Origin of the sequence: Rhodococcus sp. NPDC057014 (genome assembly GCF_042673295.1) — a bacterium.
Lineage (GTDB): Bacteria > Actinomycetota > Actinomycetes > Mycobacteriales > Mycobacteriaceae > Rhodococcus_F.
The window spans coordinates 1-24606 of record NZ_JBHUSF010000114.1 but is presented as its reverse complement, the minus strand read 5'-3'; the positions used below and the strand labels follow the sequence as shown (position 1 = coordinate 24606).

Here is a 24606-nt window from a genome sequence, read left to right as displayed (position 1 = left end):
GTGAACTCGAGAGCGAATCCTTCGCCGGAATCGCGCAGGCGATGGGAGCCGAGGGCATCGTCGTCGACAAACTCGAAGAGGTCGGTCCCGCGCTGCAGCGCGCGGTCGCCGCACAGATGAACGAGGGCAAGACCACGGTCATCGAGATCATGTGCACCCGCGAACTCGGCGACCCCTTCCGCCGCGACGCGCTGTCGAAGCCGGTTCGCCTGCTCGACAAGTACAAGGACTACGTGTAGTTCCACTACGGCGACTACGGGTAAATCCACCCGCTGCCAGCACGTGGCCTCCGGCGATCACGCCGGGGGCCACGTCCCGTGCGGTCCTGGTACCGACGATTCGACGCCGTCTGGACCTGTCGCTTCGCCGCCGCGACCCCCACACTTCTGACGGAGACCACGACGAACGGAAGCGGAGCAACAGGGTATGGCGGCAACGGTGTGGGATCTGTCGCTGCCCGCGCTCCTCTTCGCGCTCGGCATCGTGGTGGCCGGTGGCGTCGTCCGCGGCTTCGGGGGTTTCGGGGGCGCCATGGTGTGGGTCGCCGGACTCGTCGTCCTGCTCCCGCCGACGTCCGTGATACCCACCGTGTTCGTCCTCGAGGTCGTCGCCAGCGCCGCGATGCTGCCGCAGGTGTGGCGACAGGTGCACTGGAAGTCGTTGCGCTGGTTGTTTGCCGGCACCCTGATCGGAATGCCGCTCGGCATGTGGGCGCTCACGCAACTGTCCGGTGACCTGGTGCGCGTACTGCTCGGTGTCGCCATCATCGGATCCGCCGTCGCCATGGCCGCCGTCCCCGACCGGCAGTCGCTGCCGGGCCCCGGGGTCACCGCCGCGACGGGAATGGCGTCCGGACTCCTCAACGGCGGCTTCGCCCTCGGCGGCCCGCCCGCCGTCCTCATGTACTTTTCCGCGTCCACCCACGTGGCCGCCGGACGCGCCTCGCTCGTCGTGTTCTTCCTCGTCATCGACGCCTTCGGCGCGGCAGGCTCGGCCGCAGGCGGCCTCCTCACGCTGCCCGTCCTCGCGCAGATCGCCCTGTTCGCACCGCTCTGCATGTTCGGCGCCGCCGCGGGGAAGTGGATGTTCGACCGCACCACCGCCCACCAGGTCCGCCAGCGCGTCCTGTGGTTGCTCGGCTTCCTCGGCGCCGCCGTCCTCGTGCAGGTGGCGTTGCGGTAGAGGTGGCACACATTGCGGTGGAATTGGCTATCGTTCCCGATGATGTAGGGGTCGGACCGGGGCGCGGTGCCGGGTTGCTCCCGGCGCCCGTCCGCGGCGAGTTCGCCGCGTTGTTGTACGCACGCGTCCCGGGCGAGCCGCGTCGTGTTCGCTCCCTCCGAGGGACGGCATCATCACTGTCCCGTTCAACGATGTCGCCGCAGCCAACGAGGCGCTCCAGCAGCATGCGGGATCAGTCGCCCTCGTCAGTGCGCGGCTTGCCGAACCGAATAGGAACCTTCAAGGACGTTCTACGGGACGTTCCTGCGAATATGCTGCGCCGTTGCGGATATCCTGGGTAAGGGTGTCGAGGTGGTGCAGGTTTATGTCGGACGACCCGTCGGCCACGCAGCGCGAGCCGGACATCGTGGTCGAATTGGCCGCAGCCGGGTTCGACGACGCCGTGGAGATCGGACGCGGGGGGTTCGGGGTCGTCTACCGCTGCCTCCAGGAGGATCTCGACCGCACCGTCGCTGTCAAGGTCCTCACCTCCGATCTCGGCCCCGAGAACCTGGCCCGGTTCGTGCGCGAGCAGCGGGCGATGGGCCGGATGTCTGGGCACCCGAACATCGTCGACCTCCATCAAGTGGGAGTTACCCGGACCGGCCGCCCGTTCCTGGTGATGCCGTATCACTCGCACGGCTCGCTGGATGCGCGGATCCGCCGGTCCGGTCCGATGGGATGGGAGCAGGTGCTGAGACTTGGAGTCAAGATCGCCGGTGCACTCGAGACTGCCCACCGCGGCGGCACCCTGCACCGTGACGTCAAACCGGCGAACATCCTGCTGACCGACTACGACGAGCCGCAGCTCACCGACTTCGGTATCGCGCGGATCGCGGGTGGGTTCGAAACAACGGCGGGGACGATCACCGGTTCGCCGGCATTCACCGCGCCCGAAGTACTGGAAGGCCGACCACCAACCGTCGTCTCGGATGTCTACAGCCTAGGGTCGACACTGTTCTGTGCACTCACCGGCCACGCCGCATTTGAGCGGCACAGCGGCGAGCACCTCGTGGCCCAGTTCCTGAGAATCTCGTCAGCACCGATCCCTGATCTTCGTGATGGCGGTATCCCGGACGACGTCTGTGAGGCCATTGAGCACGCGATGATGCGGCACGTCGAAGACCGGCCGGCCGACGCTGCCGCATTCGGCAACCAACTACGCGCGATCGAAGACTGCCACGGACTCGTCGTCGACGCCATGCAGATTCCGACGCAAAGGCACGAGAAACTGGATGGGGACGTGGACGCACATCGAATGCCCGCACCCCAACAGCAACGCCCAACCGCTGTGCATGCCCAGCGAACACCCCCCGCACCCATAACCAAATTCCGCCCGCCCACAACGGCCCGACATCTCGTGCGTCGCCACCGCCTCCTCGACTTGCTCCGTGGAGGGCGAGACGGCCGGCTTGTTCTGGTCCACGGCCCTGCCGGCTTTGGCAAGAGCAGCCTCGTCGCGCATTGGCGCGACGAACTCTTGACCAATGGAATCGCAGTGGCATGGTTGACAGTCGATGACGATGACAACAACGAGATGTGGTTTCTGTCGCATCTCGTCGAGGCCATTGGGCGAGTGCGTTCCGAGGTCGTCAGCGATCTCGGACAGATCCTCGAGGAGAACGGACAAGCAGTCGAGCGCTTCCTCCTGAGTTCGCTGATCAACCGGCTCCACGAGAGCGGCGAGCCCTTGGTCGTCGTGATCGATGATTGGCATCGAGTGACTGCATCCCGAACAATCTCTGCGTTGGAGTTTCTGCTGGACAACGGTTGCCATCACCTCCGGTTCGTCGTTGCCAGTCGAAGCCGGACCGGCCTGCCGCTGAGCCGAATGCGTGTGCAAGACGAACTGCAGGAGATCGACGCGGCATCGCTCAGTTTTGACTTCGACGAATCGCGAGCATTCTTCGCGGACCGAATCCAGGCACCGCTATCGGACTCCGATATCGAGCATCTCCTGGCATCGACCGACGGATGGGTCGCAGCATTACAACTAGCGGCGCTGACACTGCGAGACCAACCCCAGGGGGCAGGCGCAACACACGCTGGAACCTCCAAGGCGGATCTACTCGAGCAGCTACGTGGCGGAACCGACACGCTAGGCGAATACCTCGCCGAGAACGTCCTCGACGCCCTCGAACCGGAATTGCTCGATTTCCTTCTTGCTACATCAGTTCCTGCACGCGTGTGCGGAGACCTTGCGTCGATGCTTGCGGGAGTCCCTGACGGCCAAGCCAAGCTGGATCAAGTCGTGGTGCGGGATCTGTTTCTCGGCCGGGCGGGCGACGACCGGCGGTGGTACCGGTACCACCATCTCTTCCTGCGCGTCCTCCGGCAGCGACTCGAGCGAGATGATTCGAATCGAATGGCGCAACTGCACCGTTCGGCATCCGACTGGTTTCGGAATCAGCACCTGCTTGGCGAAGCCCTCGATCACATTCTCGCCGCCGGAGACAAGTCTTCGGCAGTTGCGCTCATCGAGGAGGAGAGTCTCTATCTCCTGAGTCGTTCCCAAATGTCCTCGCTCCTCGCCCTGATCGCCAAACTTCCGACCGATCTGGTTGCTGTAAGCCCCCGCCTGCAACTGGTGATCGGGTGGGCGAACGCAGAACTACAGCGGCTCGATGTGGCGCGGGAGTCGCGCGTCCGCGCCGTCACACTCCTGAAAGACATCGACTTGCCAGCTGAGCGCCGAGATCAGATGCTCGTCGAGGCTAGTGTCCTGCAGGCTGGTATCGAGAGTGCACTCGAGCATACGGTCGGCGTCAAGGATCTCGTCGTTGAATGTCTGGAACACGCGCAGGATCAGCACCCGTTTGTCGTCTCGATGGCAGCTCTCATGGACACCATCGTCGACGTTTACGAATTCCGGTTCGATGACGCCTACCACAGACAGACTTGGGCGGCTCGTTATCACAGTCAAGCCGTGGGGCCCTACGCCGTTGCGTACGGATACTGTTATGCCGGACTCGCAAAGGCGGAACAACTCGAAATAGCCTCTGCTGTAAAGCAATACAATCACGCACTCGAACTCGTACAGCAGGCCGGCAACGCCCAATCCCACCATGCCCGCCTGGCTCGCACTCTCCTTGCCGAGATTCGCTATCTGGAAAACAGGATCTCCGATGCCGCGGCATTGTTGAGAGAGACCGCCAGCGCGATGGAATTAGGCGGTTCTTCAGACTTCATGCTCCGGCACTACTGCCTGAATGCGCGGATACTGGCACTCCACGGTGACCTCGAGGGTGCAGCGATTGAACTCGACGCCGGTGTCCGTACTGCCGATTCACTCTCGCTTGTGCGGCTACGAGCCGCCGTCGACACCGAACGGATCCGACTTGGCTTGTCACCCCGACCAGGATTTGTCCCGGTTTCTCGCCGAGGCGAATCAGCGCGGGACGGAGGTACCGAGCAGGCCACCTCTCAACTCGAGGACGAGGCCGCCATAATCTTGCTCCTCCGCAAGGGAGAGCACGCGAGCATCGAACTTGCCTACGACTGGGCCGGTGATTGGGTTCGTGCGCTCACTGGAACTGGGCGCGAACTGGCATTGCTCTGTGCCACCCGACTGCTGGTGTCGTGCCTGTGGGCGATGGGGCGCAAGACGGACGCCACGACAGCGCTGACACCACTTGCCATCGCATGCTCCCAGCACAGACTTGTCCGGTTTCTGCCCGATGGAGGTCCGCACGTGATCGAGGCCTTCTCCGTGCTTTCCGGCGAGAGACCTTCCTTGTTCTCCACGAGTTTCATCGACGAAACCATGTCCGCTCCGGTGCTGGGTTGACGTGTGGGCGTGCGAAGAGACGGGTTTCGGACTGTCGTCGGCCACGCCCGACGGTGCTCGTCGCTCCGAGTCCGGGCACGAGTGCATGCCAGGACCCACCTGTTCATCTCGGACCGACATCTGCTCGTCGGACTATTCGCCTGGAACCTGGCCGTCCCGTCAGTGATGAGGATGTCCGCCTCGGCGTGAGAGGTCTTGCCTGCTGCGATGCCTGGTCATGTTGCCGACAGCACGCTGGTCACAGCTGCGTGTAATGACCGGCGGTAGGTAGGGCGCTGAAAGGCCCTACCTACCGCTGCGACAATGCCTGCCCCTCGCTCTTCTAGTTCGGCGGTGCTGCGAGAACCGGAGCTGCCGTCCGTGCGGATCGGTGTTGGGGCCGCTGTCGGTTTCTTATCGCGGTGTTTTCACGCGCTTCAGGCGTTCACGGTTTCGTTCGTGCGAGTTGCGGCGTTCCTACCATGAGGTCCCCGGCTGTGTGCGGTCGGGATGACGGTGGTTCCGACGGCACGGACGACGACGACCGGTTCGTCGAGTACATCGGCACCCGAGGGACTCTCGTCGTAGCGCGCAGCGATGACCTTGCGCGCCTCCAGCCGGACGGTGCGGCTAGTGTTGCCGATCCGGGTGACGGTTCCGGTGACCTCGAGGAAGTCCCCGGCGTAGACCGGTGCCAGAAACTCGACCTTGTCGTAGCCGACGAACAGTCCTTCGTCGCCGTCGGTGATGATGGCGACTTCGGTGACGATGTCGCCGAACAGCTTCAGGACGCGTGCACCCTCGACGAGGTTCCCCCCGTAGTGGGCCTCCTCCTGGCCGATGCGCACACGCAGCGTGCTCACGATGGGGTCGTTTTGGTTGGTCATTGCTGAGTCCTTTCGTGGGGGTGTGGTTGGTAGGGGTGTGATCAGGATTCGAGGGTCAGCGCTGCATCGACGGCTATGGCACGAGTCTTGTTGACGATGAGGGGATTGACATCGATGGCGGTGATCTCGGGAGACGAGGCGCCGAGCGTGCTAACCGCGCACAGGGCGCGGATCACACCGTCCCGGTCGAGGGCGCCGCCGCGCGCGGCGGCGATCATGCGGCCTACGCGGCTGCGGTCGAGAAAGCGGCCGGCTGTCGTCTCGTCGAGTTTCCCGACGTGGATGTCGACGATGTCGAGGAATTCCGTCCACACTCCGCCTAGGCCGAGCACGCAGGTAGGTCCGAATGCGCCGTCACGGTGGTACCCGACCAAGACTTCGAGGCCTCCGTGGACCATTTCGGCGACGAGCAGTTCGAGTGGCACCTGCTCTGTGTCGGCCCATGCGAGCATGCGGTCCGCCTCGCGGCGGACTTCGTCTTCGGTGGGCAGTCCCACTGCGACGAGTCCCGCTTCCGTCTTGTGTAGCAGTCCTTCGGCGACTCCCTTGACGACGACGGGTCCACCCAGCTCGCTGAAGGCCTCTACGGCAGCTGCCGTAGAGCTCACGCGCCGGGTGCGCGGCACGCTCAGGCCGAGGCCGGCCAGGGTGGACAGCACCTCGTCTTCGGTGCGGGGCAGTGTCACAGCCGGCGATTGACCGTCCGGTCGGTCGGTAGGATCCGGCGAACCGGGACATGCTGCGCCCAGGGCGCTCTCGTGCTGACGGCCGAGTGCAGCCAGGGCGCTCAGACCTGAGCGGGCGCCACGGAGCAGCGGAATTTCGGCCTGTGCGCAGAATGCCGCGAGTTCTTCCGGCGGATCCTGGCTGGCGGGGCTCAGCATGACCGGAACGGTCGTCGTGCCTTCGACGGCGTCGTGTAACGACTGGGCGAGGAAGAGGCCGAGCTCCTTCTCGTAGGTTCCTGCACTCTGCTGCTGGTCCATTCCGACGATCAGGATGTCCCCGGACTCCGCTGCGGCGCTCTGCAAGACTTCGGGATAGATGACGTCAGGGCTGTCGGTGCCCCATGGGTCGATCGGGTTGCGTGGGGTAAACAGCGGCCAGCGCTCGGTGAGTCGTGTGCGCGCTTCCTCGCTCAGCCTCGGGATCTCGAGCCCCACGTCCTCGGCGATGTCGGCAAGCATATTGCCCTCGCCGCCGGAGTTGGTGACCATGAAGATCTTTCGTCCCGTCACTCGCTGCCTGGTGCCGAGGATTTCGCCGAGGCTGAGGAGCTCGTCGAGGTCAGATGCGAGCACTGCGCCCGCCTGGGTGAGCGCGGCCGCGGCCGTGCGTGCCGATCCCGCCAGACGACCGGAATGCGCCTGCACACCCTCCTGCGCGGTCTCGGAGTGTCCGACGAGGCACACAGCCAGCGTTTTGCCCGCCTCGGCCAGTTCCCGGCACGCGGCCAGCGTGTCGGGGCCGTCTCCGATTGCTTCGACGAAAGCCAGGACCGAGGTTGTTTCGGGGTCGTCGACGAAGAACCTCAGGTGGTCGGCCAGTGTGAGCACGGCCTCGCTGCCTGAGGAGATGGCGGTCGACAGGGGGACGCGTGGGCCGGCATTGACGAATGCTTCGACGATGGCGCCGCTGTGCGCGACCAGGCCCACCGTCCCACGGCGCAGGTGCGGACCGACCGTGCCGATGTAGGGGGCTGCGCCGGTCACCAGGTCGAGCACACCCATGCAGTTGGGCCCGACCACGGAAATATTGCGCTCGGACCGTAACCGCTGTAAGTCGCGCACAAGGTCTTTCGCGAGTGCACCCGAGTCGGTGGTGCCCGCACCGGGGACGACAAAGGTGGACACACCGACGGCGAGGCCTTCCTCGATCACGCTGAGTACACGGCCGGTGCGAACCTGAACCAACGCCAGATCGACTGGCTGGTCGAGATCGGCGAGGCTGGGTACCGCGGGAACACCCACTACGTCTCGGTGCTTGGGTGTCACGGCGACGAGCCGGCCTTCATAGCCGAGTCTGCGGCAGTTTTCGAAGGCAATACTGCCGATGAACTTCGACGGCGACGCACCCACGACAGCAAGTGAGCGGGGTCGATAATGCACGGGAAGCGACATGCATAAAGCGTGAGGGTGTGACCCCACAGACAGGGGAAACAATCTGTCTGGACTCTCGGCAAGTGCCGTACAGTCTGCCATGGGGTGGTCGGAGTCTGGCAACGTACGTTTGGCCCATGTCTGACCTTCCTTCTTCTGTCCGGGCGCTCGTCGCCGATGCTTCTGGATCCGAGAGCCGTCTCGAGATCCGTTCCTTGCCCACCGCAGACCTCGGTGAGGGCGACGTGGTGATCGCCGTCTCCTGGTCGAGCGTGAACTTCAAAGACGGCCTCGCCTCCCGTAAGGACGGCAAGGTCGCACGTATCGATCCGATCGTGCCGGGAATCGACCTGGCCGGCACCATCGTCGAGCCCGGCAGTTCCGACCTGGCGGTGGGAGAGTCCGTGCTAGTGCACGGTTACGACACCGGCGTCGCGCACCACGGCGGCTACTCCGAGTACGCCCGGGTGCCTGCGGGGTGGGTCGTCCCCCTGCCCGCTGGGTTGACTGGCCGTCAGGCGATGACTCTGGGAACGGCGGGCTTTACCGCCGCCTTGAGTGTCATTGCCCTTGAGGAGCACGGGTTGACCCCGGACGCTGGACCCGTTCTCGTCACCGGCGCCACCGGAGGGGTCGGCAGCGTCGCGGTGTCCATTCTTGCCGCCCGGGGCTACAAGGTTACGGCTGTGACAGGCAAGGAGGACGCTGCCGAGTGGCTGCACTCGCTCGGCGCGGCCGACGTCGTGGATCGCGCATCCATCGGTGACGCGTCCCGGCCGCTTCGCCGGGAGACCTGGGCAGGAGCGGTCGATTGCGTCGGCGGCGAGACGCTCGCGGCGGTCCTCGCGTCCCTGAGTTACGGGGCGGCCGTGGCAGCGTCGGGTAACACCGGTGGCGTGCCCGTGCCCACCACGGTCTTCCCATTCATCCTGCGTTCTGTTTCGCTTCTAGGCATCGATTCGGTCCAGTGTCCGATCGAGCGCCGCCGGGAGGTCTGGGCACGGTTGGCAGATGATCTGCGGCCCCCTCTGCTCGATGACCTGGCCACCGATGTGGTCGAACTGTCCGGTGTCCCCGAGGCACTTGAGCGTATTCTCAGCGGCGGCAACCGCGGGCGCACTCTGGTCCGACTTCGCTGAGTAGTCGACCTGTCGATGCTAAGGCCCACGGTCGAGACAGTCCGGGCCCGGGGAGGTGAGATTGTCGCGGGAGCACGCAGCTGAAACGGGCCGCCACTCTTTCGTGCCGTTGGTCTCGCGGGCGGGATCTGGGACTGCGGACCACGACGGAGTTCAAGGCAGTCGCCCCCGACAGACCGTACGCTTCAGGTGCCTGACCTGATAGGTGACCGGGCGCAGTCACCGGTACCGGACGTTCACCCGCAAATCCGTACGGATCGCGAAATCCTCCTGGGAATCCGCCCCGGCGCTCCCGCCACGTCCCATGCCATGGTCGGTCTGGGTTCTAGCCCTCATCGGCTTGGAGCACCTCGTCGGCGAGGACTGCTACATGCAGAGAAACAAGGATGTCCGGATGGTCGAGATCGACGTCCAGCACCTGCGCGATGCGGGAGAGCCGGTCATAGAAGGCCGATCGGGACATGTGCAGTTCCGCCGCTGCATCGGACTTGCTGCCTGGGTTGCGGACGAGGACACGCAGGGTGTTCAGCAGATCGGTTCGGCGGGCAGCGTCGTGCTCTTTGAGCGGGCCCAACTCCCGGTCGGCGAACAATCGCAGCCGGTCGTCATCGGACAACATGCTCAAAAGCCCGCGAAGATGCACGTCCTCGAGCCGATAGACAAGCCGTTCAGGAGTTTCCAGCCGAAGCGACTCCACGACATGCAGAGCCTCACGGAGCGTCCGGTCGATCTCACCGACCCGCTCAACCGCGCGGCCCGCGGCGATCACAACACGGATTCGTCGGTGCACCCGCTCGGCGAGGTCTGCGGTCACCTGCTCGGTATCAGCCGAGGATTCGAAAGAAAGCAGGGCCCGCACCATGTCATCGATCTCGCAGACAAGGGCGGGCACCTGCATCTCGTGCGCGGAATGCACCAGTGCGGCAACGACGGAGTCCATCTTCTCGGCCCGGCGTGAGGGCTCATCCGACGTACGGGGAAGACGCAGCGCCAGGCCGACCAATTGCCGGGCGGCCAGCGGCACTCCGGCAAGCGCACACCGCTGGCGCACATCGGATGCACTGGGGTCGCTGAGGAGTTGGACGATCAATTCGTGGTGGTTACGCCGGACCAGGCTATCGCGCTGGCGATCGTGCAGCCGATAGATGGCCAACGCTGATGCCGCCCGCTCCGCCGTTGCCACCAGACGCTGGCTGGGCGCTTGTGTGGACTCGATGATCAGCCGCCCCCAACCACGATCAGGCTTGCCGACACGTGTCACCAACCAGCCGTTCGCTTCGTCCCACGTGGTGCGCCCGTCGAGCACGATTGCGCGCGAGCGAGCCCGCCAATCCGCCAGGAACGTCAATGCGTCGCTCGGACCCGGTCGATAGTCCATGATGCCGTGCTGCCCGTCCTCGAGGGCGACCGCAGCTCCCGCGAGGCGCTGAACTGACTCCAGAATCTCGACCGGGTCCGCCTCGGCGATGCTCAGTTCGGTGAATACCTCATGGACACGTTGGGCCTCACGCAATTCCTCGAGCTGCCGGTTGACGATCTGCTCGCCGACGTCCTGCGCCACAGCGGCAAACCGAACCTCACGCGACAGCGCGATCAGAGGCAGAGACAGTTGCTCGCACTGGGTAACCAGCGCTCCCGGCACCACCTTCCACCGTCGTCCCAACTCGATTGCGAGCCCGGCGACTTCACTGCGATAAAGACTCTCCGCGAAGGCGGTGAGGTCCTCCGGGCGCTCAGGTAGGGCGATGCCCGTCGTGAGCACGAGGTCGCCACCACGGAGCAATGGACCGATGTCCGCCAGTTCGGTGGTGTGCACCCAGTGCACCCCACGATCGAGACCTGCTCCGCCCGCGAGCACGACCGGCCCGGCGCTTCGCAACACCGGGACGGCCAGTGCTTCCCTGACAGTCATGCCGACCACGTTCGCTCCTCGGACAATCTGGGCTGCTTCGACCGTGGGCCTTAGCATCGACCCGGGGTGATGCTCTTCGACGCCGGCTACTGCTCCCGCGACAATCTCACCTCCCCGGGCCCGGACCGGTTGATCGCCACCGGCAAACCCGCGACCTCGAAACCGCCGCGGCCGAGACCCCGGCCACCGGATCCCCACCACCACACACCCACCCAGTCACCCCACCGCCCCGCGATACCGCAACAGCCCCTCAGCCCAAGAGTAGTCAGGCTGTGTTCCTCTCCTCCGTCAGCGAATGGGCTCATATCGTCGCCTGCCCGCCGCGCAGGTACACCGTGGTGGTGTGGGTGAAGAACTCCCGGGCCGAGCGGCCCTGTTCCTTCGGTCCGTATCCGCTCTTCTTCGCGCCGCCGAATGGGACGTGCGGGTCCGCGCCGGCGGATTCGGAGTTGATGTGCAGGATGCCGACATCGATGTCGTCGATGGCGTCCAGTGTGCGGGTGAGGTCCTGAGTGAAGATGGCGGCGGAGAGCCCGAATTCGCTGTCGTTCGCCAGGCCGAAGGCGTCCTCGACGGTGCGTGCTCGCCGGACCGCCAGGACGGGGCCGAACAGTTCCTCACGCCAGACATCGGGGGCCTGCGAGGGCAGTTCGAGGATCGTCGGCGGGACGAAATACCCTGTCGCCAAGTTGCCCTCGGAGTAGTCGTGGCCGCCGGCGACGCGTCGCGCCCCCTGCTCGACGGCGCGCTCGATGCCGACCCGGATCGAGGTGCGGGCGGCCGCGTCGACCACCGGTCCCATCTCGGTGCCGTCCTGAACGGGGTTTCCGACGTTCAGCGCGTCGGCGCGTTTGCCGAGTTCGGCGAGGAAGTCCTCGGCGATGTCGTCGGTGACGATCAGCCGGGAGGTCGCGGTGCACTTCTGCCCGGTCGAGCGGAACGCACCGAACATCACCTGCTCGGCCGCCAGCTCGAGGTCGGCATCGCCGAGGACGACGGCGGCGTTCTTGCCGCCCATCTCCGCCTGCACCGGCACACCGCGGGCGGCGCCGGCCGCGGCGATCCTGCGGCCGACCTCGGTGGAGCCGGTGAACGTGATCGCGTCGATGCCGGGATGTTCGACGAGACCGTTGCCGACGGTCCGGTCACCGATGATCAGGTTCAGCACACCGTCGGGCAGGCCCGCGTCGGTGAGGGCTTGGGCCAGGCGCATCGCCAGCAAGGGCACGGTGCTGGCCGGTTTCCAGACCACGGTGTTGCCGTAGGTCAGGGCCGGGGCGATCTTCCAGGTCGGGATGGCGATCGGGAAGTTGAAGGGGGTGATGACACCGACCACGCCGATGGGTTTGCGGGTGACCAGGATGCGTTCACCGCGTCGCGGCGAGGAGAAGACCTCGCCGGCGTCGCGGTCGGCGTCGTTGCCGTAGTAGCGCAGGATCTGGGCTGCGCGCAGGACTTCGCCGATGCCTTCGGGTGTGGTTTTGCCTTCTTCGCGGGCGAGGTCGGTGCCCCAGGCCTGGGCTGCGTTCTCCACGATGGCTGCGGCCCGGGTGAGGATCGTGCCCCGCTCGTGCGCGGGGGTGCGCGCCCACTCCCGCGTGACCCGTTGCGCTGCCGCGACGGCGCCGTCGAGCGCCGTAGTGTCGGCCAGTCGTCCCTGGGCGACGACGACGTTCGGCTCGGCCGGGCTGGTGCTGGCGAGGGTGTCGCCGGCACCGTCGTGCCATTGTCCGTCGACGAGATGGCGCAGTTGCGCGGGTGTGGTCATGTCGAATTCACCTCTGTACATAGGAGCGGTATGCGGAATCGGAGCGCGGTGCTCGCTCACCACGCCCGCCGTTCTGGGCGGAGGTCGGTAGTTGGCCACAACGGACGTGTCATTGGCGCGTGCCGTCCGCTTTGCGCCGTACTCGAGGCGGACGGCACGCTGGTTCCGGCCGGTCGACGGGTGGTGAATTGTCGGTTCAGGCACGTTCGACTGCCGGAGTTTCGGGTCGCCGGGCTGTTGTTGTGGTGGACTGCTGGGCCGCTGTCGGCGAACAGCGAGCTGATCATCGACAATGGCGGCTCGAGCCAGTCGGTGCTATACCTGCGCCGACAGAGAAATGAGAGCGGCGAGTGCGGAGACGGTGATGCCTGCCACCCCCGTGACAACACCCAATAGGATCCGCAACGATGCGGCCTCGTCGTCCCTGATGGCCGACCATGACATGGCTGCCGCTCCGCACAGGGCCGCACCCAGCCCTAGGGCGATTGCGACTCCGAGAGACCAAAACGTGGCAAGAGACAGCGTCCCCATCGTCATCGACACATAGGGCAAACGTGAGGCGTGCAGTGTGGTGTGTCGAATCTCGCAGCACCGACGCTGGACCGTACCCGTGCCGTTGGGGACTACGGTGTTCATGATCCTCCTTTCCATGGTCGTCTGGGCGCGACTGGCGTCACCGAAAGGCAGCTTGTCCGTTGAGTGCCTTGCCGATACGAGAATGCCCCCAATGCCGCGACACCGCCTGGCCAATACACGGTCGCCCGCCAGCGGTTCATTCGCAGTCGCCTTCCCGAGCCTTACCTGAGGCACTCCAACAGCTGCCTCCCTCCCGGCGCTCACCACGACCATCTTCAGCTAATGCAGCTCGGGGTGGTTTGAAGCCTCATACCGCAAGGCGACTCCAAGGGGCCACATCACAGTCCCGCTCCCAGCACGATCATCTACGCAATCAAGCCTCACCTTCCGCGCCAGTGGCGGACGTGAAAGACAAGCTCAGACAACCTGAGTAGCTGCACGGTTCACCTAGCGTGATCTGATTGCCCGACTGGGCGCCTGGCATGCCAGTACTACGTGATCTGCGACAGGATGAATCCGGTGTCATATCCCAGGGTCTCGTGGCGCATCTTGGAGTTGTCCTCGTTGAGCTCCATGACGCAGATCGCGGGGTAGCTCACCCGTCGTCCGGTTGGTGCCACTCCGAGAAGCTCGCCCGTGTGGTCACCAGAGATGGTGAGCACCATCGTCGTTGCGTTCTCGGCGTCAAAGATCTTGTCGACGTCGATAACCATGTTGGACAACGGCCCGAAGTATTCCCGGCAGTAGGCGCGCATTTCTTCGTGGCCTTTGACGGTTTTGCTGGTCGACAGGTCGACCATCTGGACGTCCTCTGCGAACAGTTCGACAATCTGACCGACTAGGTCGTCGAGTCCGGTTTCGGTGGTGACGTCAGCGCTGTTGATCAACTCGATCTCACGGAGCAGGGGTCCGCTTGGTCTGTTCATCGTTGTCATCGCCTCTTCCATCTCTCCTGGATCGTTCAGCGTCCGGACCAATAGGGCGCCAGCGCGGGCACCGGCTCGGCGGGGGTTCGGCTCGGGTGGTCCTCTGCCTTGAACTTGTCGGGCACCAACCCGAGGAGTTCGGCCTTGATCAGCAGCGCCATCAGCGGGGAGTGCCAGCGTGCCATCGGAATGCTTCCCTCGAGGATCCAGAAGCCTTCCTGTGCCGTGGGCTTCAGGATGTTCCGCAACTCGCCGTCGGTTCCGATGCCCCAGACAGGTCCGATCTTGTTCGCGAGGTCGGCGCCGAAGTATTTCTCGATCCCGGCACTGATCTCCTTGAAGGCCGTCGCGAGGATGATCACGTCGTAGGATTCGCGAGTGCCGTCGGCGCGGACGATACCGTCGGCATCGAACTTCTCGAAGTCGTCGATGTTCATCACCGAAATGTCGCCCGCGACGATTGCGTTGGATGCACCGACGTTCAGGTAGTAACCGCGCTTCTGCCGGCTCAGGTAGCTGTAGTAGAACCCGGTCTCGTCCTCACCGGACCAGACGCGCATGCCGGCCGCGGCCAGGCCCTCGTGCAGTTCCTTGTCCTGATCGTTGGCGAACTGCTGGTATTCCTGGAACCCCGATCGCAGCTGGTGGAACACCATTCCGGAAAGGAAACGGATGTCGACCAGGCCGGTCGGGACGCTGCGGTCGTTGTAGTCGCCGTACAACACGTTGGCGGTCGGCAGGTCGACGACGATGATGGGGCTGCGTTGCAGCATCGTCGCGTTTCCGCCGTTGTGCACGATGTCGTGCGCAAAGTCGTGGGCCGAGGTTCCGGTCCCAACTATGAACACCTTCTTTCCGGCAAAGGCCGATCCGTCCTGGTACTGGCCGGAATGGAGGATCTCGCCCGTGAAGTCGTTCAGACCGGGAAGGTCGGGCACGTTCGGGATGTCGGCGCCACCGGTCGCCATCAGTACGTGCTTGGGGCGCATGGTCCGGGTGGTTCCGTCTTCGCGTCGAAGATCAACGGTCCACTCGTGCGCGGCATCGTCGTAGGAACCACCGAGGAACTCGGTGCCCGCCCAGAAGTTCAGATCGAACGTGGAGACGTAGGTTTCGAACCAATTCGCGAACTTGTCCTTCGGGATGTATTCCTCCATCGACTCCGGGAACGGCATCATGCTGAAGTGCAGGATGTTGTTCGGTTGGTGAAGGTACAGCTGCTCGTAGCGGGTCCGCCAACCGTCGCCCACGCGCGGCAGCTTGTCGATGATCAGGGCGTCGACGCCGAGACGGGCCAGGTGAGCACCGGTCATCACGCCGAACTGACCGCCGCCGACGATCAGGACCTCGGGGTCGCGATCGGCAAAGGCGTGCCGATCAGCTTCGAGCTCACGCCAGCGGCTGTGCGGGTGCTTGTTCTCCCAGCGTCCGGTCGGCGGCCACTGGGACGGAGCATCGTCGAGGGACGTCAGGCGCGTCAGCAGGGTGCGCGCCTGGAGTGTGTTGCCCTCGCTGGGGTTCTCAGCGAGGTAGACGATGCCGTCGCCGGCTCCGGCCTCGACTTCGAACTCGAAGAAGACCTCGGTGACGGCGGGTGCACCGTCGATCGCCTCGGAGGTGGCGGGCGCGGGCCAGGACGCGCTGATCTTGAAGTTGCGAGCTGCGATGTCCTCGCTTGTACCGAGGAGGAGCTCTACGACCGACGAACGGTCGTGTGCCTGTCGCAGGTTCCACGTAAATGCAAGCAGGTCTCGCCAGCCCGCGTCCGGTAGGAACAGCCTTCCAAGGGCTTCGGCGGATTTGCTCTCGAGCGCGTTCTCGAGTGCATGGAGCCAGGCCTGCGCCTGATCTGCTGCAGATTCCTCCACACGCGGGAGATTTGATGGGGCGGTCATTTTTCACCTCTCGACGGCTAGGGCAGACAGGGGCCGGCGCCGCGTTGTAATTTCCTTGCCTGGAAGCACTCCGGCGGCTCGAGGATCTCGATGAACCTGCCGCGTTAGGCTAGTCAGGCATCTGTCTGGGACTCGAACTTAGGCGTGTCGCAGATCATTAGCTTGACGCCCGACGACACTTGACTGCGCGAATCTCGCCACGATCGCTGCCTCGCTAGCGACACTGGACACGTCCCGGATTACTACCAGTGCTCATGGTTGAAGCGTCTTGACGGCTTGCGCTGGCTGGTAAGCATGCGGGCGGCGCATCGTCGGGTCCGAACCAACGACGCGCAGCGTGGTGGGGTTCCAGTCATTGATGACGTGCGGATCTTGGCGGTCCGATCTGGACGTAACCGATGGTGTGGCGGTCGAGGGTGCCACCACCTCGACCCTGCTGTAGGGACGATCGCGTCTCCTTGCGGCCGGCACCTCTAGGTGTCATGTTCATAAGCGACGACGTGACTCGCGAGTGTGACAGAGGGCACTACCTGGCACTGAGGGTGTTGAACCCTGTCGCTGACAGACAAGTCCTCGGCTTGCCCGAGTTCTAGCGTTCGAGTATCCCGTCGAACCTGAAGGAGCAGCACACATGAACTCGGTGGAACTTGAGGGGGCTGCGACAAAGCGGCAAAACCCTCAACAGGACAACGCCAACCAGAAACTGGTCGGCCATATGGGCGTCCTCCAGCTGGCGTTCACTGTTATCGCCTATAACGCCCCGATCGTGGTCTTCGTCGGCTACCTGCCCGCCGTCATCCTGCTCGGCAATGGCGTTGGGACTCCCGCTGCACTTCTTGCGTGCGGCGTCGTCGTCTGCCTGCTGGTCTCGGGGATTCTGCTCCTTGCCCGGCGAATCGACAGCCCTGGTGGCTTTTACTCGTTCGTCGCTGCAGGTCTGGGCAAAGAGATGGGTCTAGGAGCCGGCTTTGCTGCACTGACGTGTTACTACGCCGCCATGCTCGGCGGGTACGCCCTCGGTGGCATAGCGATGAACTCGCTCGTGCACGACGTATTCAATGGGCCAAACATCCATTGGTGGGTCTTCACCATCGTCATCTTGGGGTTCGCGAGCGTGATCGGGTACTTCAACATCGACGTTTCGGCGAAGGTCCTCACGTGTTTCCTCGCACTCGAAGTCGGCCTGATTGCTTGGTATGACATTGCAGTCATCGCTCACCAGGGCCTGGCCGCGTTCAAACTGAACTCATTCGACCCCAGCAACGTCTGGTCCGGTTCGATCGGTATTGCCGTGCTCTTCGGCGTCGGGTGCTACGGCGGATTTGAGGCGACCGTCGTCTTCCGCAACGAGGTTCGAGACCCCGTCAAGACTGTCCGTCGCGCCACGTACCTCGTCATCGCCTGTGTGGGTTTCCTGTACGCCTTCACCAGTTGGATGTTCATCAACTCCTACGGCGGGAACGCCATTTTGGCCGCAGTGGGTGCTGACCCGACTGGAGCAGCAACCTCGAGCGTGGAGAAGTACGCGGGCCATGTGGCCTTCGACATCGTGACGCTGCTGACTGTCACTGGGTCATTCGCGCTCATTGTGGCGGCGCACAACATCTCAGCTCGCTACCTGTTCAACCTGAGCGCGGACGGCGTCCTGCCCCGGGTGCTCAGCGAGGTCCACCACAAGCACCGCTCGCCCGCCCGAGCATCCGTCGGGATCAGCCTGCTGAGCGCCACCGGCATCCTGGTGCTAATCCTCTCCAACTCGAACCCGAGCTACCTATACGCCAAGCTGGCCGGCACCTACGCCTACACCGCCATCATCCTGCTTCTGCTTGTCGCGATCGCAATAGTCGCCTACGTGGTCCGCACTTACGGAACCGTGGACGACGGCAGCACCGGCACGGCCCAAGCGATCGGCAGCACAATTGCCGCCGTGGTCATGGTTTGGGCGCTGTGGATCGGATCGAAGCACTTCGACCTCTTGACAGGTGCCACGGGCACGGCCGCGGTGATCATGTTCATCGTCATCTGGGGCATGCTCGCCGCCGGCATCGTGACTGCTGTGGTCCTTCGTAAGTCCCGTCCGGAAACGTACGAACGCATCGGTCGACAAGAGGGGTAGCTCAGATGACCGTTCGCCGTGTCGGGGCGATGACCTGCGCCGACACTGCGAACGGTCACCGCTTTCTAATTGGCAACGAGCGTGAACATACATGGCGTCACGCGACAACCGCCCCGCCGAAACGACAGATAGTTTCGAAGTTGACAGAGATCAGCCGAAGCTTCGCCCCGCGACTCGGCACTCCAAACGACGAGGAGCAGCATGAGCAAGTACGCGGTCGTCGACCCGGCAACCGGCGAGACCATTCGTAAGTACGACACTGCCAGCGACCAACAAATCGCCAAGGCGGTCGAGGTCGCCGACCAGGCACACAGCCAGTGGTCGCGCTCGACCACCGTGGCGCAACGAGCGGAGCTGCTGCGGAATGTGGCTCGGCTCCACCGCGAGCGTCGCGAGGAGCTCGCCACCTGGGTCCAGCGCGAGATGGGTAAGACCGTCGAAGAAGCTCTCGGTGAGATCGACTTCTCCGCCGCGATCTACGAGTACTACGCCGACAACGCGGAGAAGTTCCTCGCGGACGAGCCCATCGAACTGCTCGCCGGCTCCGGAAACGCGCTCATCCGGCGCTCGTCAGTCGGCGTCGTCCTGGGCATCATGCCGTGGAACTACCCGTACTACCAGGTCGCCCGCTTCGTCGGCCCGAACCTCGCTGTCGGCAACACCGTCTTGCTCAAACACGCCGCGCAATGCCCGTGGACCGCCGAGGCGCTCCAGCAGATCTTCGTCGACGTCGGGTTCCCCGAGGGCGCCTATACGAACCTGTTCGCCACCAGTGACCAGCTGGCCGGCGTCATCGCGCACCCCCACGTGCAGGGCGTCTCCCTGACAGGATCCGAGGCCGCCGGAGCTGCAGTCGCCGAGGTGGCCGGCCGCAACCTCACGAAGGTCGTCCTCGAACTCGGCGGGTCCGACCCCTTCCTAGTGCTCGACTCGACGAACCTGTTGGCGACCGTCGACGCCGCGTACTCGGCACGGTTCAGCAACGCGGGTCAAGCCTGCAACGCCGCGAAGCGGTTCATCGTGCTCGAGGACGTCTACGACGAATTCCTCGCCGGTCTCATCGGCAGGATCGAAGCTGACGGTGCCGGCGTCGCGCCGCTCTCCTCGCTTGGTGCGGCCGACTACCTAGGTGCCCAAGTCGACCGGGCGGTTTCAGACGGCGCCACAGTCGCGCGCACCGGGCCACGCAATGGCGCCCACTTCCCTTGCACTGTGCTCACCGATCTCAACCCTGCGGCGGCAAGCAGCCAGGAAGAATTCTTCGGTCCAGTTGCACTTGTCTTCTCGGTGCCGGACGAGGCTTCAGCCATCGAACTCGCGAACGGATCCCCGTTTGGTCTGGGCTCCTACATCTTCGGTTCAGACCCGGCACAGGTGGACCGCGTCGCGGACCAGATCGAGGCCGGCATGGTTTTCGTCAACCTCGTCGGCGCGGACGGTGCGGAGCTGCCCTTCGGTGGCATCAAGCAGTCCGGTTTCGGACGTGAACTCGGCCGCTTCGGGATGGACGAGTTCGTTAACAAGAAGCTCATCCGGACGCGTTGAGAACTAGCGGAAAGTAGCACCGAGCCAAATGAAAAACGGGCAGATTTCGTTCTGGCAATCGAGACCGGGTGTCATGCCAACGGTGTCGCCGGAGCTTGACAGCAACCTCGAGGTCGACGTCGCGATAGTCGGCGGCGGGCTGACTGGCTTGTGGACTGCGTGGGCGCTGAAAAGCAGGGAGCCGGACCTGGAGGTGGCCGTCCTCGAGGCGGAAGAAGTCGGCTTCGGCGCATCCGGGCGAAACGGCGGCTGGCTGTCTGGAAAACCGGTCGGCCTGCGGCATGTGCTAGCGAAGTTGCCGACCGGACGGTCTGGTGTGCTGGCCGCGGACCAGGTGCTGGAGCGATCAATCCACGAGATAGTGGAGATCCTGGGCGCCGACCAGATCGGGGCAGCCGGCGGGGGCTGGATGCAGGTCGCTACGACAGCCAGCCAGATGGGCCGCATCGAGGATTACCTGAAGAAAAGCCGCTCCTGGGGCGTCAGTCCAGAGGACCTTCGCCTCATGTCAGCCGCTGAGGTCACCGACCGCGTCGCAATCTCCGGCGCGCTCGGCGCCCTCTACTCCCCGGACTGCTACCGCGTCGATCCCGTGTTGATGATCAACGCCCTAGCCAAGCTGGTGACCGACAGTGGAGTCACCATCTTCGAGCATTCCCGGGTGGGCGAAATCCGCCGAGGACATGTCCGCGTCGGCAACCACACGGTTCGCGCACAGCACCAGATCGTTGTAGCAACGGAGGCGTACTCATTCTGGGAACCCGGTCAGCGGCGACGTCTGCTCCCGCTCAACAGTTCGATGATCGTCACCGATCCACTCGATGACGATCAATGGGCGCACATCGGGTGGCGCGGGGCCGAGTGCGTAAGCGGTACGGCCCACACCTACTTCTATGCGCAGCGAACTGTAGACGGCCGCATCGCCATCGGCGGCCGGGGAAAGCCGTACCGCTTCGCTTCCCAGGTCGACGACCGCGGCCGCGTGGACGAACTTCGCGACGTCCATGCGCTAGAAGACGTACTCAACGGCCTGTTCCCTGGTCTGTCGGCCAAGGCCGCTCACGCCTGGTGCGGAGTTCTGGGCGTCAGCCGGGACTGGTCGCCGTTCATCGATCAGGATCTGTCCACTGGCGTCACCCACGTCGGGGGATACGCAGGCCAAGGCCTCACCGCCGCCTACGTCGCAGGACAAGCAACCGCGGACCTCATCCTGCACAGGAACACCGAGCTGACCGCACTCCCATGGGTCCGGTCCATGCCCCGACGCTGGGAACCGGAACCCCTGCGATGGATAGGCGCCACCGCACTGTACCGGGCGTACCGGCTTGCCGACCGACTCGAAGACAAGTCCGGCTCACCCCGCACCTCGTGGGTCGCACAAGTCGCGGACCGAGTCGCTGGACGATAACGCCTCAGCGTCAATTTGTGTCACCCCTTGCCGTGTCGGGTGTCACTCACAGGCAAACCGCGATGGCGATCTTCGCCTAGCGTTCCCTATATTCCCGGGATTCGGGAATATAGGGAAGCCGAAGACCTCCGTCAGAAGACCAGATTCGGTCTTCCGAGTCATCGCAGAACCCACTGCAAGAACGATAGTGCGGAAGCCCAGCCGGGGCATACGACGAACAGAAACGAGGAACTCCTGATGACCGAAATATTCGACACGATTGTCATTGGAGCTGGTTGGAGCGGCCTTGCGGCTGCGCGTGACCTCAACGATCAGCGACGTTCCGTCGTTGTCCTGGAGGCGAGCGACCACGTCGGCGGGCGCACGATCGGCAAGCCGTTCCCGGGTCTGGACAAGGTGGTGCACGCAGACCTGGGCGGCGCCTGGATCAACCGAGAAATTCAGCCACTGATGCGCGCTGAGGTCGCCCGGTATGGCGCTGCGCTCAAGGAGGACCTGCCGGTTGAAACTCCCGTGTTCCGCATCGGTGGACGGAACCGTCTGTTGCCGGTGCCGCAGGAACAGCTCGGCGACCTCGAGCGCGCCATGACTCATGTGACCAATGCTTCTCGCCGGATCATCCCGTCGCGGCCAATGACCTCCCAGGCGCTCAGCGACCTCGACGTCTCGATTGACGACTTCTTCGCCCCCCTGAACCTCCCGGGGGAAACTCTGGAGTTTATTCAGTCGATGCTGTCCATGTACACCGGCGCTGCGCCCGGCAAGGGGTCCATGGTCGGATTTATCGGCCAGGCGGCCGCGTTCGGGCATAGCGCGTTCGGCTTCTTCGGGGCTCTGACCGAACGCTTCGTCCGCGGTCCCGAAGCTCTCCTTCGGGACATGGTCGTGCGCGACCGGTTGGAGGTGCGATTCGGGAACAAGGTGACCCGGATTGAGCAGACCTCGGACGGCGTCACGGTTCGCACCGAAGGCGGCGTCACCATCGACGCGCGCACTTGCATTGTGGCGGTCCCGACCAACGTTCTCCGACACATCGAGTTCGCTCCAGGGCTCAGCCCGGAGAAGAACAGCGCCCTGGCCGACAACCACCTCAGCCGCGCCTACAAGTGCATCATCCTGGCCCGCAACCTCCCCAGCGGCCCTCTCGCCATCGGCTCGGACGCTTTCCAGGCGCTCTTCATGAGTACGAAGGTCACAGACGGCACCTACGTCCTCATCGGCTTCGGCGCCGAAGGCGTCCAGCACATGGACCTTACGGACAACGGCCAGGTCGAGAAGGCCGTGCGAGCTTACTTCCCCCAGGCAGAGGTCCTGGCCGTCGAGGCACACAATTGGAACGACGACCCGCTGTTCGATGGCACTTGGCGGATCGACCCAGGTGGTGCGGCCCTTCCCTTCCTCACGGCAATGAACCAGCACGAAGGTCGAATCGTGTTCGCGGGCACGGATATCGACGACTCCGTCTGGCGAACCTGGATAGAAGGGGCGCTCAACAGTGCAAAACAGGCGGTCAGCCAGGTCGCCATCCAACTCCGACAAGACGACGTCTAAGCCCGAATCCACCGACCAGCTTCCCGCGTGCGTGTGATCGCGGATTTGAGGTATGTGATCGCAAATTTCAGGTGTGGGCGCGAGTGAGTCGCTGGTCTGCCCGGCTTCTACACGTGAGGGTTCTGTTCGGGCCTGATGTGGCCGTGGACGGGTTCAGGTAGCGGAGGGTGGCCCGTATCCGATTCTGTAGTGACACAAGAACATCCATGGCTTCGCCCAGGGCCAGTGGGTGGGTAGGTGCAGACGTGGTCGGCCTTGGGGTGTGTCAGGGGGCGGATACGGCCACGATCTCGCGGCGCAGAGTGGCGCCGCGGGCCACGGCGCAGTCGGTGCCGGCCAGGACTCCGGTGGCGCGTAGCAGGGTGGCGGGCGATCGTCGCGCACAGCACCCGGGCGGAGTTGGCGGCGAAGGAGCCTGAGGGCATGTGGGCCAGAGGTCCGTCCGGCATTCGCACCGGTCAACGCCCACCCGACCGGCACCCCGTGGATGGTGCACGTTCTGCAAGAACGCTCGCTTCGACCCTGCGGAGGGAACAACATCGTGCCTGCCATCGATTACTATCAACGATATGAAGCAAGCCCGTGGTCGTCGCGGACCAACCGACCGGGAGCGGCCAGCTCGGCTAGCCCAAGCCGCGCTCAGTGTAGCCACCGAGCGCGGCTTGGGTGAACTGAGCCATCGTGCAGTGGCAGAGCGGGCCAGCGTTCCTCTAGGATCAACCACCTACCACTACACTGATCGCCACGATCTGCTTGCCGCCGGTATGCGCGAGGCTGTGATCGAGTGTCGTGTGGCCGTCGATGACTGGAGTCGAACGCTCAATCGCGACAATGTCATCCGCAAATTGGCTGAGTGGATTCATTCGCAGGTAGCGCCCGGGATGGCACGGGATCGACTTCTGCTCTGGTTCGAGTTCAGCGTGATGGCAGTGCGATTCGATGATCTGAAACTAGTCAATCATGACTGGGACTCGATACTGCCCGATGCGTTGCGCCCACACGTCGGACCGGAACTGGCCGACGAGTGCAACGTGGCGACGAACGGACTATTGTTCAACATCCTGATGCACGACCTTTCTCCCAGCCGATCTGAGATCGAGGATAGGCTCACGAAGTGGCTGGTGCGAGACTGACGTCAGGCGACGAGTCGGTGTCGGGTGTCGGCGACTTAGCTCGATCGCTCACTGGTGGACCACCCTTGTGTCGGTGGTTTCAGATGGACTGCCGATGCACCCGAGGTGCCGCCGGGGTCGCTGCCCTGCTCGCTTGACACGATCGATGTCCGGCATGAGTTCTGCAGGGCCCGGCGGTCGCCCGGGCCGCGCCGACCGTCGACAGGGCTGAGCGCCACCGAGCGCCGAACAGTGGGCGAACCGGCTGCCGCGTCCCGGCGCCGCACGAGGGTGCCTCCCCACTGGGTCTAGCAGCGAGGAGGCTGACATGAAGTCAGTCAGAAACACCCTGCCCGAGGAACCACCCAACGCCCGGACCTGCGGCATCGACTGGGCCCGCGACGACCACGCCGTCTCGATCGTCGATGCCCGCGGCCGTGAGACCCACCGCTGCACCGTCGAACACAGCGCCGCCGGGCTGCACGAACTGCTCACCGTCCTCGCCGACACCCTGCGCGCACCGACCGCACCCGACGGGCGCCGTTGACCCCCGACCCCCGACCACCCGGCCACCGTCGCGCTGCGCCACCTCTGCCGGGCCCGCAAGGACCTCGTCGCCCACCGCGTCGCGCTCGCCAACCAGCTGCGCGCGCACCTGCGCAACGTCTTCCCCGGCGCGGTCGGC

The 24606-nt window shown here is 64.5% G+C and carries 15 protein-coding genes and 4 pseudogenes; 11 read left to right on the top strand and 8 right to left on the bottom strand.

From position 1 onward, the window contains the following. The 3 genes and pseudogenes from ACFTZB_RS22105 to ACFTZB_RS22095 form a co-directional block, all read left to right on the top strand. Window positions 1–239: pseudogene (locus ACFTZB_RS22105) on the top strand (sulfoacetaldehyde acetyltransferase); the annotation flags it as partial. Between the two features lie 187 nt (window positions 240–426). Next, complete coding sequence (locus ACFTZB_RS22100) at window positions 427–1182, top strand: TSUP family transporter (protein ID WP_378434060.1); 756 nt, start codon at window positions 427–429, stop codon at window positions 1180–1182. A gap of 364 nt (window positions 1183–1546) precedes the next feature. Further along, on the top strand, window positions 1547–5008 hold the full coding sequence (locus tag ACFTZB_RS22095; protein WP_378434059.1) for a protein kinase: 3462 nt from the start codon (window positions 1547–1549) through the stop codon (window positions 5006–5008). Between the two features lie 416 nt (window positions 5009–5424). Here the strand turns inward: ACFTZB_RS22095 and ACFTZB_RS22090 are convergent, their stop codons facing one another. Further along, on the bottom strand, window positions 5425–5874 hold the full coding sequence (locus ACFTZB_RS22090; RefSeq protein WP_378434058.1) for a hotdog domain-containing protein: 450 nt from the start codon (window positions 5872–5874) through the stop codon (window positions 5425–5427). 41 nt (window positions 5875–5915) lie between these two features. Continuing rightward, entirely contained in the window at window positions 5916–8021 is a 2106-nt protein-coding gene (locus ACFTZB_RS22085; RefSeq protein ID WP_378434057.1) for an acetate--CoA ligase family protein, read from the bottom strand. Window positions 8022–8110: 89 nt separating this feature from the next. Between ACFTZB_RS22085 and ACFTZB_RS22080 the strand changes: the two genes are divergently transcribed. Next, on the top strand, window positions 8111–9112 hold the full coding sequence (locus tag ACFTZB_RS22080) for an acryloyl-CoA reductase (protein WP_378434062.1): 1002 nt from the start codon (window positions 8111–8113) through the stop codon (window positions 9110–9112). 325 nt (window positions 9113–9437) lie between these two features. Here ACFTZB_RS22080 and ACFTZB_RS22075 read toward each other — a convergent pair whose 3' ends face one another. From ACFTZB_RS22075 to ACFTZB_RS22060, 4 genes are all read right to left on the bottom strand, one after another. Next, on the bottom strand, window positions 9438–11024 hold the full coding sequence (locus ACFTZB_RS22075) for a PucR family transcriptional regulator (protein ID WP_378434061.1): 1587 nt from the start codon (window positions 11022–11024) through the stop codon (window positions 9438–9440). Between the two features lie 301 nt (window positions 11025–11325). Continuing rightward, window positions 11326–12792: an aldehyde dehydrogenase family protein gene (locus tag ACFTZB_RS22070; RefSeq protein WP_378434056.1), complete on the bottom strand. Its 1467-nt coding sequence runs from the start codon at window positions 12790–12792 to the stop codon at window positions 11326–11328. Window positions 12793–13859: 1067 nt separating this feature from the next. Continuing rightward, window positions 13860–14294: an ester cyclase gene (locus ACFTZB_RS22065; RefSeq protein WP_378434055.1), complete on the bottom strand. Its 435-nt coding sequence runs from the start codon at window positions 14292–14294 to the stop codon at window positions 13860–13862. A gap of 35 nt (window positions 14295–14329) precedes the next feature. After that, entirely contained in the window at window positions 14330–16189 is a 1860-nt protein-coding gene (locus ACFTZB_RS22060) for a flavin-containing monooxygenase (RefSeq protein WP_378434054.1), read from the bottom strand. A 631-nt stretch (window positions 16190–16820) separates the two neighbouring features. On the opposite strand from ACFTZB_RS22060, the gene ACFTZB_RS22055 reads away from it, so the two are divergent. From ACFTZB_RS22055 to ACFTZB_RS22040, 4 genes are all read left to right on the top strand, one after another. Beyond that, complete coding sequence (locus ACFTZB_RS22055; protein ID WP_378434053.1) at window positions 16821–18305, top strand: APC family permease; 1485 nt, start codon at window positions 16821–16823, stop codon at window positions 18303–18305. A gap of 201 nt (window positions 18306–18506) precedes the next feature. Continuing rightward, window positions 18507–19850, top strand: a complete 1344-nt coding sequence (locus ACFTZB_RS22050) for an aldehyde dehydrogenase family protein (RefSeq protein WP_378434052.1) — start codon at window positions 18507–18509, stop codon at window positions 19848–19850. A gap of 28 nt (window positions 19851–19878) precedes the next feature. Continuing rightward, the gene (locus tag ACFTZB_RS22045) at window positions 19879–21258 is read left to right on the top strand and encodes an NAD(P)/FAD-dependent oxidoreductase (protein ID WP_378434051.1); all 1380 of its coding nucleotides are present in this window, start codon (window positions 19879–19881) and stop codon (window positions 21256–21258) included. Window positions 21259–21495: 237 nt separating this feature from the next. Beyond that, the gene (locus tag ACFTZB_RS22040) at window positions 21496–22809 is read left to right on the top strand and encodes a flavin monoamine oxidase family protein (protein ID WP_378434050.1); all 1314 of its coding nucleotides are present in this window, start codon (window positions 21496–21498) and stop codon (window positions 22807–22809) included. A gap of 153 nt (window positions 22810–22962) precedes the next feature. Here ACFTZB_RS22040 and ACFTZB_RS22035 read toward each other — a convergent pair. Then, window positions 22963–23252 (bottom strand): annotated as a pseudogene (locus ACFTZB_RS22035) (IS1380 family transposase); the annotation flags it as partial. A gap of 126 nt (window positions 23253–23378) precedes the next feature. On the opposite strand from ACFTZB_RS22035, the gene ACFTZB_RS22030 reads away from it, so the two are divergent. Continuing rightward, a complete protein-coding gene (locus ACFTZB_RS22030; protein ID WP_378434049.1) occupies window positions 23379–23942 on the top strand; it encodes a TetR/AcrR family transcriptional regulator in 564 nt (187 codons plus the stop codon). 48 nt (window positions 23943–23990) lie between these two features. Here ACFTZB_RS22030 and ACFTZB_RS22025 read toward each other — a convergent pair. Next, window positions 23991–24174 (bottom strand): annotated as a pseudogene (locus ACFTZB_RS22025) (hypothetical protein); the annotation flags it as partial. Between the two features lie 75 nt (window positions 24175–24249). Between ACFTZB_RS22025 and ACFTZB_RS22020 the strand changes: the two are divergent. Together ACFTZB_RS22020 and ACFTZB_RS22015 are read left to right on the top strand one after the other, a co-directional pair. Next, window positions 24250–24468, top strand: coding sequence for a transposase (locus ACFTZB_RS22020; RefSeq protein ID WP_378434048.1), 219 nt, complete (start codon window positions 24250–24252; stop codon window positions 24466–24468). An 18-nt stretch (window positions 24469–24486) separates the two neighbouring features. Continuing rightward, a pseudogene (locus ACFTZB_RS22015) lies at window positions 24487–24606 on the top strand (transposase); the annotation flags it as partial.

Coding starts and splice junctions, on each gene's coding strand:
- ACFTZB_RS22090 (WP_378434058.1), bottom strand. CDS start 5,874: ATGACCAACCAAAACGACCCCATCGTGAGCACGCTGCGTGTGCGCATC.
- ACFTZB_RS22070 (WP_378434056.1), bottom strand. CDS start 12,792: ATGACCACACCCGCGCAACTGCGCCATCTCGTCGACGGACAATGGCAC.
- ACFTZB_RS22055 (WP_378434053.1), top strand. CDS start 16,821: ATGAACTCGGTGGAACTTGAGGGGGCTGCGACAAAGCGGCAAAACCCT.
- ACFTZB_RS22020 (WP_378434048.1), top strand. CDS start 24,250: ATGAAGTCAGTCAGAAACACCCTGCCCGAGGAACCACCCAACGCCCGG.
- ACFTZB_RS22080 (WP_378434062.1), top strand. CDS start 8,111: ATGTCTGACCTTCCTTCTTCTGTCCGGGCGCTCGTCGCCGATGCTTCT.
- ACFTZB_RS22030 (WP_378434049.1), top strand. CDS start 23,379: ATGAAGCAAGCCCGTGGTCGTCGCGGACCAACCGACCGGGAGCGGCCA.
- ACFTZB_RS22075 (WP_378434061.1), bottom strand. CDS start 11,024: ATGACTGTCAGGGAAGCACTGGCCGTCCCGGTGTTGCGAAGCGCCGGG.
- ACFTZB_RS22100 (WP_378434060.1), top strand. CDS start 427: ATGGCGGCAACGGTGTGGGATCTGTCGCTGCCCGCGCTCCTCTTCGCG.
- ACFTZB_RS22040 (WP_378434050.1), top strand. CDS start 21,496: ATGACCGAAATATTCGACACGATTGTCATTGGAGCTGGTTGGAGCGGC.
- ACFTZB_RS22095 (WP_378434059.1), top strand. CDS start 1,547: ATGTCGGACGACCCGTCGGCCACGCAGCGCGAGCCGGACATCGTGGTC.
- ACFTZB_RS22045 (WP_378434051.1), top strand. CDS start 19,879: ATGAAAAACGGGCAGATTTCGTTCTGGCAATCGAGACCGGGTGTCATG.
- ACFTZB_RS22060 (WP_378434054.1), bottom strand. CDS start 16,189: ATGACCGCCCCATCAAATCTCCCGCGTGTGGAGGAATCTGCAGCAGAT.
- ACFTZB_RS22065 (WP_378434055.1), bottom strand. CDS start 14,294: ATGAACAGACCAAGCGGACCCCTGCTCCGTGAGATCGAGTTGATCAAC.
- ACFTZB_RS22050 (WP_378434052.1), top strand. CDS start 18,507: ATGAGCAAGTACGCGGTCGTCGACCCGGCAACCGGCGAGACCATTCGT.